Below are 15,512 nucleotides of genomic sequence, written 5' to 3'. Positions count from 1 at the left end.
CATGACCGTCTCCACCCAAGGCCTGCACATCCGAACAGGCTCTCGCATCCTCAGCGGCTCGGTCGAGCTGTTGTCCTCGATGCGTTTCGCGATCTCGCTGCTGTCGGTCATCTGCATCGCCTCGGTGATCGGCACCGTGGTCAAGCAGCACGAGCCCTTCATCAACTACGTCAACCAGTTCGGCCCCTTCTGGGCCGACGTCTTCGCCAGCGCCAACCTGTTCTCGGTGTACAGCGCTTGGTGGTTCCTGGTGATCCTGGCCTTCCTGGTGGTCAGCACCAGTCTGTGTATCGCCCGCAACACGCCCAAGATCCTGGTGGACTTCAAGGCCTACAAGGAAAACATCCGAGAGCAAAGCTTGAAGGCCTTTCCCCACCGCGCCGAAGGCGCCTTGGGCGAGACGCCAGAGGCCGCGGCCCACCGCATCGGACAGACGTTGCTGGGTTCGGGCTGGAAGGTCAAGCTGCAATCGCGCGTTACGCCGACGGGGACCGGTTGGATGGTGGCGGCCAAGACCGGCGCGGCCAACAAGGTCGGTTATCTCGCGGCGCACAGCGCCATCGTGCTGGTGTGTATCGGTGGCCTGCTCGACGGCGACCTCATGGTGCGGGCACAGACCTGGTTCCTCGGCAAAACACCGTTCATGGGCGGCGGCCTGATCGCCGACGTGCCGGCCCAGCACCGCCTCTCGGCGAGCAACCCCACCTTTCGCGGCAACCTGCTGGTGACCGAGGGTACGACGGCGGGCACGGCCATCCTGGCGCAACCCCAGGGCGTTCTGCTGCAGGACCTGCCGTTTGGCGTCGAGCTCAAGAAATTCATCGTCGAGTACTACGACACGGGCATGCCCAAGCTGTTTGCCAGCGAGATCGTGATCCACGACAACGAGACCGGCGAGAGCAAAGAGGCGCGGGTGGAGGTCAACCACCCCGCGAGCTACCGCGGCATCAACATCTACCAGTCGAGCTTTGACGACGGCGGCTCGCGCGTCAAGCTGCAGGCCGTGCCACTGAACCGCGCCACCGCGCCTTTCGAAGTCGAGGGCACGATCGGCAGCTCGACCGCGTTGAGCAACGGCGACGACAAGCTCACGTTGGAATACACAGGCTTGCGCGTCATCAACGTGGAGAACTTCGCGGGGTCCAACCAAGGTGGGGGCACCGACGTGCGCAAGGTGGACCTGCGCAGTTCGATCGAAAGCCGGCTGGGCTCTGGCCACAAGACGGTGACGGAAAAGACGCTGCGCAACGTCGGGCCGAGCATCACCTACAAGCTGCGCGACGCCGCCGGGCAGGCGGTGGAGTACCACAACTACATGTTGCCGGTCGAGATCGATGGCACGCGCGTGTACCTGCTGGGACTGAGAAAAACCCCGTCTGAACCGTTCCGGTATTTGCGCATCCCCGTGGACGAACAGGACGGCATCGACGGGTTTGTGCGCCTGCGTGCCGCGTTGGATGACCCCGCGCTGCGCGAACAGGCGGTGCGCCGCTATGCGGCCTCCGCCGTTGAAGACGGGCGCCCCGAACTGGCCGAGGCATTGGCCGTGTCGGCCACGCGCGCCCTGGGCCTGTTTGCGGGCGCCGAGTCGGTGAGTCCTGCGGCGGGTGATGGAGCGACTTCCCCGCGACCCGAGGTGCGCGGTGGTTTGCAGGCGGTTTCTGCGTTTCTGGAAACCAACGTGCCACCCGCCGAACGCGAGCGCGCTGGCGATGTGCTGGTGCGCATTCTCAACGGCACGCTGTTCGAGTTGATGCAACTCAGCCGCGAACGCGTGGGCCTGCCGCCGCTGGTGGCGGGCGAGGCCACGCAGCAATTCATGTCGCAGGCTGCGATCAGCCTGAGCGATACCTTCTTTTACCCCGCGCCCATGACCTTCCAGCTCAAGGACTTCACGCACGTGCAGGCCAGCGTGTTCCAGGTGGCGCGCGCGCCCGGGCAGAACATCGTCTACCTGGGTTGCCTGTTGCTCATTCTGGGCGTTTTTGCCATGCTCTATGTCCGCGAGCGCCGCCTGTGGGTGTGGCTCTCGCCCTCGGGCGACCAACAAGCGCAGGCCCGCATGGCCTTGTCGACGAACCGCAAGACCATGGACGCCGATCGCGAGTTCGACCTGTTGAAGACACAATTGCTGAAGGTGCAACCATGAATACCGCCGCCGCTTCGTCGCAGACCATCGAATTGAGGAAGGGCCAGCAAGGCCGGGGCCTGGAGCCCCATTACTTTGCGCGGCGCAATGTGTGGGACTGGCTGTTTGCCGCGTTCGTGATCGCGGGCGCGGCCTGGGCCTTCATGCGCTACAACGCCGCCATGGATGGATACGAAAAAGCCATCCTTGTGGGCACAGTGCCCGCCATGATCTGGCTGGGATGGTTCTGGCGTCCGCTGCGCGCGCTGACGGTGGTGGTCGCGGCACTGTCTCTGCTGGCGATCTGGCTGTACCAGACCCCTGCGGGGGCCGACCTGGCACGGGCTGACCAAGCGTTCCTGCTGAAGTACTTCATCTCCAGCCAGTCGGCCATTCTGTGGATGAGTGTGCTCTTCTTCATGAGCACCGCGTTCTACTGGGTGGGCATGTTCAAGCGAGCCGGTGACACCTTCGAGTTGCTGGGCTCGCGCCTGGCCTGGGTGGCCGTCACGCTGGCCTTGATCGGCACGATGGTGCGCTGGTATGAGAGCCATCAGATCGGTCCTGACATCGGCCACATCCCGGTGAGCAACCTCTACGAGGTGTTCGTGTTGTTCTGCTGGATGACGACGGCGTTCTACCTGTATTACGAAGACCAGTACAAGACCCGCCGCATGGGCGCGTTCGCCATGTTGGTGGTCAGTGCCGCGGTGGGCTTCCTGCTCTGGTACACCCTGGTGCGCGAGGCGCACGCCATCCAGCCACTGGTGCCCGCGCTCAAGAGCTGGTGGATGAAACTGCATGTGCCGGCCAACTTCATCGGCTACGGTACCTTTGCCATTGCCGCCATGCTGGCCTTCGCCTACCTCATCAAGCAGAGTGCGAGCGAAAGCCGCTGGTACAAGCTCGCGCCGCTGTGGCTGCTGGGGGTGGTGCTGTGCTTCGAACCGATTGTGTTCCGCCAATCGGCCGCCGAGAACGGCGGCAGTTACTGGTTCGTGTACTTTGGCATTTCCGCGCTCATCGTGGGCACCATCCTGTTCGGCCGTCGCCGCATTGCAGAGCGCCTGCCCAGCTTCGAGGTGCTCGACGACGTGATGTACAAGGCCATTGCGGTCGGCTTTGCCTTCTTCACCATCGCCACTGTGCTGGGTGCGCTGTGGGCGGCCGAGGCCTGGGGGGGCTACTGGAGCTGGGATCCGAAAGAAACCTGGGCGCTGATCGTCTGGTTGAACTACGCGGCCTGGCTGCACATGCGGCTCATGAAGGGCCTGCGCGGCACGGTCTCGGCCTGGTGGGCGCTGGTGGGGCTGGCGATCACCACCTTTGCCTTCATCGGTGTGAACATGTTCCTGTCCGGACTGCACAGCTACGGCGAACTCTGAGTTCGGCGCGCGGCGCCGGAACTTTGTCAGAATGGTGGCGGTCTCATCACCGATGAAGCAGCCCACGCGGCATCCTCCGCACAGGGCTCATCCACCAAGGACAGCGCCATGATGCTCGGCACGCGCGACGACGGTTTCAACCACCCCCGGTCCAGCGAAATCACATCCCGATCGGCCTATCAGAACCGACGGCAATGGCTGCTCGCCACGGCCGCTCTAGGCGGCGGGCTGGCCGCATGGACCGGGCGCGATGCCTGGGGACAAGCACCGGGTACCACCCCCAAACCCGGCAAACTCGCAGCCTTGCCGGGCAGGCGTTCCACGGTCGACGGGGCTGTGACCATGGAGCCGTTGACCTCCTACAACGACGCCAGCTCCTACAACAACTACTACGAGTTCGGCACCGACAAGTCCGACCCGGTCGACAACGCCAGGACGCTCAAGCCCAGGCCATGGACGGTGAGCGTGGAAGGCTTGGTGAACAAGCCGGGCACCTTTGATCTCGACGCCCTGCTCAAGCTCAGCCCGATGGAGGAGCGCATCTACCGCCTGCGTTGCGTCGAAGGTTGGTCGATGGTGATCCCCTGGGTCGGCTATTCGTTGAGCGAACTCATCAAGCAAGTACAGCCACAGGGCAGCGCCAAGTTTGTCGAGTTCGTGACCCTGGCCGATCCGAAACAGATGCCTGGCCTGCGGTCCAACGTGCTCGGTTGGCCTTATGTGGAAGGCCTGCGCCTGGACGAGGCCATGCACCCGTTGACCTTGCTGGCGTTTGGCATGTACGGCGAAGTGCTGCCCAACCAGAACGGCGCACCCTTGAGGCTGGTGGTGCCCTGGAAGTACGGGTTCAAGAGCGCAAAGTCGCTGGTGAAGATCCGATTCACCGACAAAGAGCCGCGCACCGCCTGGAACGTAGCGGCTCCACAGGAATACGGCTTCTATTCCAACGTCAACCCCGAGGTGTCGCACCCCCGTTGGAGCCAGGCCACCGAACGCCGCATCGGCGAGGGCAGCGGCCTGTTCGCCAAACGCCGCCAGACGCTGATGTTCAACGGCTATGCGGCCCAGGTGGGGCAGTTGTACGCCGGCATGGATCTGCGCAAACTGTATTGAGCGGCGCCGTTCTTCCCATGACGTCGCCCATCCAGCCCAGCGCGTCCACGCATCTGCGCACCGCATCGGGCGGTGGCTCTCGCATCCATCGCTGGATCGGACATCGCGCAGCCAAGCCCGTGGGCTTCGTTTTGGCCTGCCTGCCGTTTGTTTGGTTGGTCTGGGCCGCGCTCAGCGATCAACTAGGTGCCAATCCTGCCGAGGCCTTGATCCGCGCTCTGGGTGACTGGACACTCCGCTTCCTGGTGCTGGTCCTGGCGATCACGCCGTTGCGCGTGACCGCAGGCTGGCCGGCGCTGGCGCGCTTGCGGCGCATGGTAGGGCTGTTCGTGTTTTTCTATGCCTGCATGCACCTGCTGGCCTACGCCTGGTTCGACATGGAATTTGATCTGACGGGCATCGCAGCCGACGTGGTCAAACGCCCCTTTATCCTGGTGGGCTTCCTGTCCTGGGTGCTCCTGCTGGCACTGGCGGCCACGTCGTTCAACCGTGCCATACGTGCCTTGGGGGCAGCGCGTTGGCAGTGGCTGCACCGCGCGGTGTATGTCATCGCCGGGCTGGCGGTGTTGCACTTCTTCTGGATGCGTGCCGGCAAGAACGATTTTGCCGAAGTGGCGGTTTACGCCGCGATCCTCAGCGCCTTGTTGGGCTGGCGCGTGTGGCGCCGACTCTCGCGGTAGCGGCCCGCCCGCGCAACGCGGCGGCCGCGTCTGCAGCACGCTCAGGCTGCGGGCAGCATGCGCTCGGTGCGGAACTGGTCTGCTGGCGTCTCGCGTTCGCGGATCAAGGTGGACCGCGTGCCGTCCACCAGCACCTCGGCCGCGCGGCCACGGGTGTTGTAGTTGCTGGCCATGCTCATGCAATAGGCGCCTGCCGACATCACGGCCAGCAAGTCGCCCGCCCGTACAGAGAGCGCGCGGTCACGCCCGAGCCAGTCCCCGCTCTCGCACACGGGGCCGACCACGTCCCAGGTGGTGGCTTGTTCCTCCGTCTGCGGCTGTGCCACTGGCACGATGCGGTGGAATGCCTGGTACATCGCGGGGCGGGGCAGATCGTTCATTGCCGCGTCCACGATCAGAAAATTCTTGTGCTCGCCGGGCTTGAGATACAGCACTTCGGTCAGGCATACGCCCGCGTTGCCTACCAGGGAACGGCCTGGCTCGATGTAAATCTTGCGATCGCCATAGCCTCTTGCCTCCATGCGCTGCAGCAGTTGGCTCCAAAGCGCGTCGGCTTCGGGCGGGGTGTCGCCCTGGTAGTCGATGCCCAGGCCACCGCCGAAGTCGATGTGTTCGATCGCCACGCCGCGGGCTTCGATGGCCTCGACCAGATCGAGCACGCGGTCCATCGCATCCAGATACGGGCCGGTCTGCGTGATCTGCGACCCGATGTGGCAGTCGATGCCCACGACGCGCAGTCCATCGCACGCCGCTGCGTGCACATAGGTGTCGATGACGTCTTCATGCGCGATGCCGAACTTGTTGCCTTTGAGGCCCGTGGAGATATAGGGATGGGTCTGAGCATCCACGTTGGGATTCACGCGCACGCTCACCGGCGCACGCCGTCCCATGTCGTGGGCGACCTCGTTGAGGACGTCGAGCTCGGCGCGGCTCTCGACATTGAAGCAACCAATACCTGCGGTCAGCGCTTGCCGCATCTCGGCGCGGGTCTTGCCCACGCCGGAAAAAATCACTTTCGAGGGTTCGACACCCGCGGCCAAGGCCCGTTCGAGCTCGCCACCGGACACAATGTCCAGACCGCAGCCCGCGCGCACCAAGGTCTGCAGAATCGCCAGCGAGGAGTTGGCCTTCATGGCGTAACAAATCAGGTGAGGGCGCCCCTTCAGGCCACGCTGATAGGCCGCCAGTGCGCTCAGCATGGCAGCCTTGCTGTACACGAACAAAGGCGTGCCATGCTCGTGTGCCAATCGTTCGAGCGGCACGCCCTCCATGACCAGTTGCTGGTCCCGATACGCAAAAAACGGCAAGAGGTCGGCCGCCGGCAGGTCAGAAGTTGTGGTCATTCGAAACGGGGGAAAGTCAGCGCTGTGTGGGCAGGTTGGGCGCGGTGCGCGGGGTCTGGTCGGCGGGCCTTTCCGCTGACGGCTGAGGGGAGGGCGTTTGAGGCAGATACAGGGGACCTCTTTGGCCGCAGGCGCTCAGGAGCAGCGCGCCCACCGACGCCACGGCGATGGCCATGTGGCGCGAGGGGCTGACGGCCCCACCTAGAATGCGTTTTGAACCCAACATCGGCGCATTGTAATGACGGACTCTGAGTACCAAGACCACGCGGAAGCCTTGCTGAAGGCGATCGAATTGTCGTGTGATCGCATCAACGACCACACCGACGCCGACATCGACAACCAACGCGTGGGGGGCATGGTCACCCTGACCTTTGCCAACAAAAGCCAGATCATCATCAACCTGCAGAAGCCGTTGCACGAAGTGTGGATGGCCGCGCGCGCCGGAGGCTTCCACTACAAACACGACGGCAAGGTGTGGATGGACACCAAGGGGCAGGGTGAATTCTTCGCCCACCTCTCACGTTGTGCATCCGAACAAGCCGGCCTGAGCTTGGCTTTCAGTTCCTGAACAGATCCAGGATGCTGCGACGCTCCTCGGGCGCCGCAGCCGGCCTGGGGACCGGTATGCCGTTGGCATCGAGTTCAGCACCGGGCGCTACCGCGCCTGGCATAGGGTCCTGCATGCCCAGGCTGTGCACGCCACGGCCTGGACCGTATTCTTCGTAGTACCACTCGTTGCCCACGTTGATCACACCAGCCGGTGGCGTGTAGGTGGCGACGGGCACACCTTTGAGCGCCTCGGACATGAACGAGATCCAGATCGGCAGGCTCAAGCCGCCACCGGTCTCGCGACTGCCGAGATTGCGCGGCGAGTCGTAACCGACCCAAGCGGCCGCCACAATGGAGGGCTGATAGCCCACAAACCACGCATCCACCGAATCGTTCGTGGTGCCCGTCTTCCCGTAGAGATCGGGGCGCTTCAGGGTGGCCTGGGCGCGTGCGGCGGTTCCGGTGCGCGTGATCTCCTGCAGCAAGCTGTTCATGACAAACGCGTTGCGCGGTTCGATGGCGCGTTGGTCGTCGCTCAAGGCGGGTTCGGGCGCTTCGTAGAGCACCTTACCCTTGTGGTCGCTCACGCGCGAAATCAACATGGGAGGGACCCGATAGCCGCCGTTGGCGAACACGGCATAGCCGGAAGCCATCTGCAACGGGGTTACCGCGCCAGCGCCCAGCGCCATGGTCAGGTAAGGGGGGTGCTTGTCGGCGTCGAATCCGAACCGCGCGACCCACTCCTGCGCACTTCGCGTGCCGACCATCTGCAGCACTCGGATAGATACCATGTTCTTGGACTTCGCCAACGCGCGGCGGACCGACATCGGACCTTCGAACTGCCCGTCGTAGTTTTTGGGCTCCCATGGCTTGCCGCCGGTTTCGCCCGCCGAATAGAACAGCGGCGCGTCGTTGACCACGGTCATCGGCGTCAGGCCTTTTTCCAACGCGGCCGAATAGATAAAAGGCTTGAAGCTCGATCCAGGCTGGCGCCAGGCTTGGGTGACGTGGTTGAACTTGCTCTTCTGGAAATCAAACCCGCCCACCAAGGCAATCACTTTGCCCGAATTCGGCTCCAGCGCCACGAACGCAGACTCCACTTCGGGCAGTTGCGTGATGCGCCAGGTTTTGGGCGCGGTCTCCACCACCCGGATGACCGCGCCCGGCCGAATCTTGATGTTGGGGCCCGCTTTGTCCGAGAGCCCGGACTGCACGGGTCTGAGACCCTCGCCCGTGATCTCGAACGGCTCACCATCCTGGCGCACGGCAACCACCCGTTTGGCGTTTGCTTCCAGTACCACGGCCGACAGCAAGTCGTCGTTGTCTGGGCGCTCGTTCAAGGCATCGTCGATAGCCTCGTCCAGCGCGGGCTGATCTTTCGGCAAGTCGATGAACAACTCCGGGCCGCGGTAGAACTGGCGCCGCTCGAAGTCCAGCACCCCTTGCCGCATGGCGCGATAGGCTGCGCGCTGTTCATCTGCCTTCAGCGTGGTGGTCACCACCAGACCTCTTGTGTAGGCCTCTTCTCCATACTGGGCAACGATGGATTGCCGCACCATCTCGGCCACATACTCTGCGTGAAGGCGGTTGGGCCCCCCCAGTGAACGCAGCGTGAGTTGCTCCGATTTGGCGGACTCGGCTTCCTCGGCGGTGATGAACCCGTTCTCAAGCATGCGGTCGATGATGTGCAACTGACGGCTGCGGGCCCGGCGGGGATTCTTGATGGGGTTGTAGGCCGACGGCGCCTGCGGCAGGCCGGCGAGCATCGCGGCTTCGGCGATCGTCACATCCTTGAGCGATTTGCCGAAATAGATCTGTGAAGCTGCTGCAAATCCGTAGGCGCGCTGCCCGAGGAAGATCTGGTTCATGTAGATCTCAAGGATTTGCTCCTTGGTCAGCATGTGCTCCAGCTTGAAGGTCAGCAGCACTTCATAGATTTTGCGTGTGTAGCTCTTCTCCGCCGACAGATAGACGTTGCGCGCCACCTGCATCGTGATGGTCGATGCTCCCTGGCTCTTGGCCTGTCGCAGGTTGGCCAGTGCGGCGCGAATCATCCCGCGGTAGTCGACACCGTTGTGTTCGAAGAAGCGCGCGTCTTCAATGGCCAACACCGCGTTCTTCATCACGGCGGGAATCTCGTGGATGGTGAGCAGATTGCGACGCTCCTCGCCAAACTCGCCAATCAATTGCCCGTCGGCCGAGATCACCCGCAAAGGCAGCTTGGGGCGGTAGTCTGCCAAACCGGCCACTTCCGGCAGATTGGGATACGCCACCGCCAATGCGATGCCAACGGCCATCAACACGCACGCAACACCTGCCGCCGCCAGTCCGGCAAGACCCACCACCAAGCGACCTAGCCAGACCAGTGCGGTATGCCCGGCCGATACTGGTACGTCAGAGGAGTGGGTAGAAGAAGTGTCGGTTTTGGGCATGCAGCGGATCAGAGCGGAAGCTCTTGATTATAAAAATTCGCGGCTCGTCAGAGAGCCTGCTCAGCGTATTGTGAGTTGTTGTCCAGTTCTCGGCCAACGGGCCGATACAACGTCTCTGGCGCGGCTTGGATGCGTATGCTTTTGACAACGTTTCACTTTGTCTCAAAGGCAAAAAATCTTTGCTGGACAATGGGCTTGCTGCTAGCATTCAAGTGAATTCTTAAGTTTAACGACACCTGTCGTTACTTTTTTTGGGGGCCACCTTGATCTCACTGGGGTCGTTATTCAGCCGGGAGCCGGCGCCCATGTTGGGCATCGATATCAGTTCCTCCAGCGTGAAGTTGGTAGAGCTCGGTCGCAACCGATCGGGTGATTTGGTGCTGGAGCGTTGCGCCATGGAGCCGCTGGAGCGGGGATGGATCACGGATGGCAACATCGAAAAATTCGATGAAGTGGCCGAAGCTGTACGCCGCGCAGTGCGCAAGAGTGGCAGCAAAACAAAGAACGTTGCACTTGCATTGCCGGCTTCGGCCGTGATTACAAAAAAAATCATTCTGCCCGGCGGACTCTCCGACAAGGAGTTGGAAGCGCAAGTGGAATCTGAAGCCAACCAGTACATTCCCTTTTCCCTGGATGAGGTGAGCCTGGACTTCTGCGTGATCGGCCCGAGCGCGAACTCGGTGGGCGACGTTGAGGTATTGATTGCGGCGTCACGCAAGGAGAAAGTGTCGGACCGACAGGGCTTGGCCGAAGCGGCAGGGCTCAAACCGGTGGTCATGGACGTCGAGTCCTATGCGTCGCGGATGGCTGCTGGCCGTGTGATCGAAACCTTGCCCAACCAAGGCGTGGACTCGCTGGTTGCACTTTTTGAAGTAGGCGCTCTCACCACGAGCATGCAGGTCATGCGCAATGACGACGTGCTGTACGAGCGAGATCAGGCCTTTGGTGGTGCTCAACTCACGCAGCTTATCGTGCGCCAGTATGGGTTCTCTTCGGACGAGGCGGAGGCAAAGAAGCGCTCCGGAGACCTGCCCGATGACTACCGCTCGGCAGTCCTGGATCCCTTCATCGAAAGCATGGCGCAGGAGATCGGGCGCGCGCTTCAGTTCTTTTTCACAAGCACCCCCTATAACAAGCTCGACCATATTCTGCTGGCGGGAGGAAGCGCCGCATTGCCGGGCCTCACGGAGGCTGTGACCCACCAGACATCCTTCGCGTGCATGGTGATCAATCCCTTTGACGCCATGGAGATGGCCGCTTCGGTGCAGGCCCGCAAGCTCTCCCGCGAGGCGCCCTCCTATTTGACCTCCACCGGCTTGGCCCTGCGGAGGTTCTACCAATGATTTTGATCAACCTGTTGCCGCATCGAGAGGCGGCCAGAAAGCGCCGCAAGGACCAGTTCTACACGCAATTGGGTCTGTCTGCGCTGCTGGGTGGTGTGATCTGCGGCGCCGTGTTCACTTGGTACCAGGGGCAGATTGCCGCACAGCAAGAGCGCAATCAGTTCTTGCAGGGTGAGATCACCAAGCTGGAGGCGGAAATCAAGGACATCGCCAACTTGCAGCGAGAAATTGCGTCCTTGCGCGCACGCCAGACCGCAGTGGAAAACTTGCAGGGAGATCGCAACCTGCCCGTGCATCTATTGGACGAGCTGGCAGAGCAGTTGCCCGACGGCGTCTACCTGACCAGCATGAAGCAAGAGAGCCAGAGCGTTCTCCTGGTTGGCGTTGCGCAATCGCAGGAGCGCGTGTCCGATCTGTTGCGCAATCTGGGTAACAACAGTCCTTGGTTGATGAAGCCCGAACTGGTGGAAATCGTCGCGGCGAGATTTGCAGAAGCTGGACGGGACCAGCGGCGCGTTTCGAATTTCACGATTCGTGTGTCGCTCAAGCGCCCGTCCGCGGTGCCTGCTGCGGCCACGCCGGCCAAAGGTTGATCTAGGACTGCGCACCATGGCCAAAACGCCCAGCATCAATGTGGATTTCAAGGGAATCCAAGAGCAACTCAAAAACCAATTCACGGGCTTGGATCCAAACGATCCATCTCAGTGGCCGGGTTTGCCACGCAATCTGCTGTTTGTCGCGGTGTGTGTGGCCGTCATCGCGGGATTGTGGTTTGCCTGGTTGAAGTCGTCCGACGAAGAGTTGATTGCAGAAAAAGCACGCGAAGAACAGCTTCGCGAGGATTACCGCAAAAAACTCGTGCAGGCGGTCAATCTGGACGCACTTCGAAAGCAGCTCGAGCAAGTGCAGCAGTACGTGACGCAGCTCGAGAAGCAGTTGCCGAGCAAGGCGGAAATGGATGCGCTTTTGTCGGATATCAACCAGGCGGGCCTGGGCCGCAGTCTGCAGTTTGAGCTGTTTCGGCCAGGCCAGGTGAGTGTGAAGGAGTACTACGCGGAACTGCCTATTGCGGTGCGGGTGACCGGTACCTATCACGACATCGGGCTGTTCGCTGCGGATATTGCCAACCTCTCGCGCATTGTGACGCTGAACAATCTGAGCCTGACGCCCGTCAGGGATCGTGAGGGCGTCTTGACCATGGATTGCACCGCCAAGACCTTCCGGTACCTGGATCAGGAGGAGATTGCTGCGCAGCAACAGGCAGCAAAGGGGACCAAGAAGTGATACCGATTCGAAGCGTTCCCTTGATCGGGAGCTTTTTGATGCTTCTGTTCGCCGTGGCTGGGTGCACGTCGTCGGGACAGGACGAGTTGCAGGCGTGGATGCAGAGCGAACGCAATTCCATTCGTCCTTCGGTGCAGCCCATTCCGGAGCCCACCAAATTCGTTCCGCAGGCATATGAGGCAGAGCGTCTGGCATCTCCTTTCAGTAGCGAGAAGCTGGCCAGCGTATTGCGTGGGTCCCAATCGACGCCGGTCGCCAACTCGGCGCTCATCGAGCCCGAGCTCAACCGCCGCAAGCAACCGCTGGAGGCGTTTCCGCTCGATACCATGTCCTTGGTGGGAAGCCTGAACCGAGAAGGCCAATTGGTGGCTTTGGTGAAGGTTGGAGATTTGCTGTACCAAGTGAAGCCCGGGCACTATCTGGGACAGAACTATGGGCGGGTGACCCGCATCACCGAACGGGAAGTGGTGCTGCGCGAGATCGTGCAGGATTCCGCTGGGGAATGGATGGAGCGCGCAGCTGCGCTGCAGTTACAAGAGGATGCTTCTAAATGAACAACAAGCCACACCAGGCGGTCAAGGTCGCGGTTGCGCAGCGTAGGGGGCTCAGGGCTGCGGTATTTGCATGCATGGCGTTCACCTCACTTTGGGCGCATGCCCAGAACGCGATTCAGTCCCTGACCGGAGGCGTGCAAGGGGGCGTGGAGGTTGTTCGCATCAACACGACGACGCCCCTGTCGGCCTTGCCGACGGGCTTTACGGTTCAAGCACCGGCACGTATTGCTTTGGATTTTCCTGGTGTTGCCAATGCCATTGGCCGTAACGCGGTCGAGATCAACGAGGGCAATCTGAGGTCGGCAAATGTGGTTCAGGCCGGTGACCGCACCCGTGTGGTGATCAACCTGAAGCAGGCAGCTGCTTACGAGGCCAGGATCGAGGGCAGCACGCTTCTGGTGATTCTGGAGCGGGCACAACCGGTGTCAGCGCCCACTGCTCCGTCCTCAGCGTTTGCGGAGAACCGCAACCGCGATGTCGCGGCTCTGCGAGATATTGACTTCCGTCGTGGCGTCGGCAGTACCGGACGCGTGGTGGTTGAGCTGGCCAATAACCAGGTCGGGGTCGACATTCGCCAGCAAGGTCAAAACCTGGTGGTTGAGTTTCTCAAGACTTCTTTGCCAGAGGGGTTGCGCCGTCGCTTGGACGTCAGCGATTTCGGTACGCCAGTTCAAAGCGTGACCACGACACAAACCGGGGATCGTGTGCGCATGGTCGTCACACCGACCGGCAACTGGGAGCATTCTGCTTATCAAAGCGACAACCAGTTCGTGTTGGAAGTGCGCGAGCAGAAAATCGACTCGTCCAAGCTGACGCAGGGGCCTGGATACAACGGCGAGAAGCTCTCGCTGAACTTCCAGAATATCGAGGTGCGGTCCTTGTTGCAGGTGATCGCAGACTTCACCAACTTCAATATCGTGACGTCGGATTCGGTCTCGGGGGCCGTGACACTCCGGCTCAAGGATGTGCCCTGGGATCAGGCGCTGGACATCATTCTTCAAGCCAAAGGCCTGGGCATGCGCAAGTCTGGGAATGTCTTGTGGATTGCGCCCAAAGACGAGATTGCGGCTCGAGAAAAGCAGGAGCTCGAGTCCAAAGCGTCGATTGAAAGCTTGGAAACGCTTCGAACCCAGGCGTTTCAGATGAACTACGCCAAGGCCGCAGACATTGCGGCGCAACTGATGGCAACGGGCGCAGGAGGTGGCGGTGGCAACAGCGGTGGTGGAGCCAATGCCCGGATTCTCTCCAACCGTGGCAGTGTCATTGCTGAGCCTAGAACCAACCAGCTGTTCGTGACCGACATACCCTCTCGTTTGGAGCAGGTGCAGGATCTCATTAGCAAGCTGGACGTAGCAATTCGCCAGGTGATGATCGAAGCACGCATCGTGGAGGCCGATGACACCTTCAACAAGTCCCTGGGCGTACGGCTCGGCGGCGGCGTGCGAGGTTTCGGCGTTGGCTCGGTCAATGGCAACGACGTTCGTGGCAACTTTGGGTCGACCTATGCAGCCACGTCCAGTGCGGCGGGCCCGACGCTGACCTCGGCGCCGTTCGTGAGCTTGCCTGCCAATCCAGGATCGGCGTTGGCGGCCTCTTACGCGCTGTCTCTGTTCAGCCCTTCTGCGTCCAGATTCCTGAGCCTGGAACTGTCCGCGTTGGAGTCCGATGGCAAGGGCCGAATCGTGTCCAGCCCTCGTGTGGTCACGGCAGACCAGGTGAAGGCCTTGATAGAGCAAGGCACGGAGTTTCCGTATCAAACGGCTACCTCGAGTGGAGCAACAGCCATTGCGTTCCGCAAGGCCAATTTGAAGCTGGAAGTGACGCCGCAGATCACGCCAGAAGGCAACATCATTTTGGATTTGGATATCAACAAGGACAGCCGCGGCGAGTCGACACCGGATGGCATTGCGATCAACACCAAGCACGTGCAGACCCAGGTTTTGGTCGAGAATGGCGGCACGGTGGTGATTGGCGGTATCTTCGAGCAGACTGAGCGCACCGATATCAGCAAGGTGCCGCTGCTGGGTGATCTGCCCGCCGTTGGAAATCTGTTCAAATCGCGCAACCGTATTTCCAACAAATCCGAGTTGCTCATCTTCATCACGCCACGTGTGTTGGGGCGCTCAGCCATCAATTGAGCGTTTCGTCCAGTTTCCTCGTAGGCTTGCCAGGCTCTGGAAAGTCCACTGTGGGGCGGCAGCTTGCGCGCCGCCTCGCACAGCCTTTTGTCGACACCGATCACGTGATCGAGCAGCGCCTGGGCTGTTCCATTCGGGAATTTTTCGAACGCGAAGGTGAGGACCGGTTTCGCGATATCGAAGCTGCCGTTGTCGACGAATTTACCCAAGGTCCGGCTGCCGTGCTGTCCACCGGCGGTGGATCCGTGTTGCGGCCCGAAAATCGGACCCATTTGCACGAACGTGGCACGGTGTTCTATCTGAAATCCACACCGGAAGAGTTGTTTCGCCGGTTGCGCCACGACCGCAACCGACCGTTGCTGCAGGTGGCAGATCCCTTGCAGCGGTTGCGCGATCTTTTTGACGCACGCGATCCCCTTTACCGAAGCGTCGCACACTTCGTGATCGAAACCGGCCGCCCGTCTGTTGCGACACTCGTCAACATGATCGTGATGCAGCTTGAACTGGGGCACTCTGCCTCGGTTTTGCCCGCCAGTCCTGGCCAATCCAGTCGCTGAGCATCG

The 15,512-nt window shown here is 61.5% G+C and carries 14 protein-coding genes; 11 read left to right on the top strand and 3 right to left on the bottom strand.

Annotated features, from left to right (window positions below; all coding sequences use genetic code 11):
- Position 1: 1 nt before the first annotated feature.
- The 4 genes from F9K07_RS25535 (at position 2) to F9K07_RS25520 (ending at position 5,306) form a co-directional block, all read left to right on the top strand.
- A complete protein-coding gene (locus tag F9K07_RS25535) occupies positions 2-2,149 on the top strand; it encodes a cytochrome c biogenesis protein ResB (protein ID WP_159596080.1) in 2,148 nt (715 codons plus the stop codon).
- On the top strand, positions 2,146-3,513 hold the full coding sequence (gene ccsB, locus F9K07_RS25530; RefSeq protein WP_159596079.1) for a c-type cytochrome biogenesis protein CcsB: 1,368 nt from the start codon (positions 2,146-2,148) through the stop codon (positions 3,511-3,513). Before F9K07_RS25535 ends, ccsB begins: the two co-directional genes overlap by 4 nt.
- Before the next feature lie 108 nt (positions 3,514-3,621).
- Positions 3,622-4,626, top strand: coding sequence for a protein-methionine-sulfoxide reductase catalytic subunit MsrP (gene msrP, locus F9K07_RS25525; protein ID WP_159596078.1), 1,005 nt, complete (start codon positions 3,622-3,624; stop codon positions 4,624-4,626).
- Between the two features lie 17 nt (positions 4,627-4,643).
- Positions 4,644-5,306, top strand: a complete 663-nt coding sequence (locus F9K07_RS25520; protein WP_159596077.1) for a sulfite oxidase heme-binding subunit YedZ — start codon at positions 4,644-4,646, stop codon at positions 5,304-5,306.
- A gap of 41 nt (positions 5,307-5,347) precedes the next feature.
- Here F9K07_RS25520 and lysA read toward each other — a convergent pair whose 3' ends face one another.
- On the bottom strand, positions 5,348-6,649 hold the full coding sequence (gene lysA / locus F9K07_RS25515) for a diaminopimelate decarboxylase (RefSeq protein ID WP_159596076.1): 1,302 nt from the start codon (positions 6,647-6,649) through the stop codon (positions 5,348-5,350).
- Positions 6,650-6,665: 16 nt separating this feature from the next.
- The gene (lptM, locus tag F9K07_RS25510; RefSeq protein ID WP_159597106.1) at positions 6,666-6,824 is read right to left on the bottom strand and encodes an LPS translocon maturation chaperone LptM; all 159 of its coding nucleotides are present in this window, start codon (positions 6,822-6,824) and stop codon (positions 6,666-6,668) included.
- Between the two features lie 63 nt (positions 6,825-6,887).
- Between lptM and cyaY the strand changes: the two genes are divergently transcribed.
- Positions 6,888-7,217, top strand: coding sequence for an iron donor protein CyaY (gene cyaY / locus F9K07_RS25505; RefSeq protein WP_159596075.1), 330 nt, complete (start codon positions 6,888-6,890; stop codon positions 7,215-7,217).
- On the opposite strand, the gene F9K07_RS25500 is transcribed toward cyaY, so the two are convergent.
- Positions 7,207-9,630: a penicillin-binding protein 1A gene (locus F9K07_RS25500; RefSeq protein ID WP_159596074.1), complete on the bottom strand. Its 2,424-nt coding sequence runs from the start codon at positions 9,628-9,630 to the stop codon at positions 7,207-7,209. The genes cyaY and F9K07_RS25500 overlap by 11 nt on opposite strands.
- Before the next feature lie 263 nt (positions 9,631-9,893).
- Here F9K07_RS25500 and F9K07_RS25495 point away from each other — a divergent pair, with 263 nt between their 5' ends.
- The 6 genes from F9K07_RS25495 to F9K07_RS25470 are packed head-to-tail and all read left to right on the top strand — an operon-like array spanning position 9,894 to position 15,506.
- A complete protein-coding gene (locus tag F9K07_RS25495; RefSeq protein WP_159596073.1) occupies positions 9,894-10,973 on the top strand; it encodes a pilus assembly protein PilM in 1,080 nt (359 codons plus the stop codon).
- Positions 10,970-11,566: a PilN domain-containing protein gene (locus F9K07_RS25490; RefSeq protein ID WP_159596072.1), complete on the top strand. Its 597-nt coding sequence runs from the start codon at positions 10,970-10,972 to the stop codon at positions 11,564-11,566. Before F9K07_RS25495 ends, F9K07_RS25490 begins: the two co-directional genes overlap by 4 nt.
- A 16-nt stretch (positions 11,567-11,582) precedes the next feature.
- A complete protein-coding gene (locus F9K07_RS25485) occupies positions 11,583-12,257 on the top strand; it encodes a type 4a pilus biogenesis protein PilO (protein WP_159596071.1) in 675 nt (224 codons plus the stop codon).
- 38 nt (positions 12,258-12,295) lie between these two features.
- Positions 12,296-12,811, top strand: a complete 516-nt coding sequence (locus F9K07_RS25480) for a pilus assembly protein PilP (RefSeq protein ID WP_236581511.1) — start codon at positions 12,296-12,298, stop codon at positions 12,809-12,811.
- Positions 12,808-14,949: a type IV pilus secretin PilQ gene (pilQ, locus tag F9K07_RS25475; RefSeq protein ID WP_159596070.1), complete on the top strand. Its 2,142-nt coding sequence runs from the start codon at positions 12,808-12,810 to the stop codon at positions 14,947-14,949. Before F9K07_RS25480 ends, pilQ begins: the two co-directional genes overlap by 4 nt.
- Positions 14,946-15,506, top strand: coding sequence for a shikimate kinase (locus tag F9K07_RS25470; RefSeq protein WP_159596069.1), 561 nt, complete (start codon positions 14,946-14,948; stop codon positions 15,504-15,506). Before pilQ ends, F9K07_RS25470 begins: the two co-directional genes overlap by 4 nt.
- Positions 15,507-15,512: the final 6 nt, after the last annotated feature.

Source organism: Hydrogenophaga sp. BPS33 (assembly GCF_009859475.1).
Lineage (GTDB): Bacteria > Pseudomonadota > Gammaproteobacteria > Burkholderiales > Burkholderiaceae_C > Hydrogenophaga.
The sequence above is the reverse complement of the archived record's forward strand: the minus strand, read 5'-3'. Positions and strand labels throughout refer to the sequence as shown.

Bases quoted from the DNA above. Each gene is read 5' to 3' on its own strand.
- F9K07_RS25535 (WP_159596080.1), top strand. From the start codon at position 2: ATGACCGTCTCCACCCAAGGCCTGCACATCCGAACAGGCTCTCGCATC.
- ccsB (WP_159596079.1), top strand. From the start codon at position 2,146: ATGAATACCGCCGCCGCTTCGTCGCAGACCATCGAATTGAGGAAGGGC.
- msrP (WP_159596078.1), top strand. From the start codon at position 3,622: ATGATGCTCGGCACGCGCGACGACGGTTTCAACCACCCCCGGTCCAGC.
- F9K07_RS25520 (WP_159596077.1), top strand. From the start codon at position 4,644: ATGACGTCGCCCATCCAGCCCAGCGCGTCCACGCATCTGCGCACCGCA.
- lysA (WP_159596076.1), bottom strand. From the start codon at position 6,649: ATGACCACAACTTCTGACCTGCCGGCGGCCGACCTCTTGCCGTTTTTT.
- lptM (WP_159597106.1), bottom strand. From the start codon at position 6,824: ATGGCCATCGCCGTGGCGTCGGTGGGCGCGCTGCTCCTGAGCGCCTGC.
- cyaY (WP_159596075.1), top strand. From the start codon at position 6,888: ATGACGGACTCTGAGTACCAAGACCACGCGGAAGCCTTGCTGAAGGCG.
- F9K07_RS25500 (WP_159596074.1), bottom strand. From the start codon at position 9,630: ATGCCCAAAACCGACACTTCTTCTACCCACTCCTCTGACGTACCAGTA.
- F9K07_RS25490 (WP_159596072.1), top strand. From the start codon at position 10,970: ATGATTTTGATCAACCTGTTGCCGCATCGAGAGGCGGCCAGAAAGCGC.
- F9K07_RS25485 (WP_159596071.1), top strand. From the start codon at position 11,583: ATGGCCAAAACGCCCAGCATCAATGTGGATTTCAAGGGAATCCAAGAG.
- F9K07_RS25480 (WP_236581511.1), top strand. From the start codon at position 12,296: ATGCTTCTGTTCGCCGTGGCTGGGTGCACGTCGTCGGGACAGGACGAG.
- pilQ (WP_159596070.1), top strand. From the start codon at position 12,808: ATGAACAACAAGCCACACCAGGCGGTCAAGGTCGCGGTTGCGCAGCGT.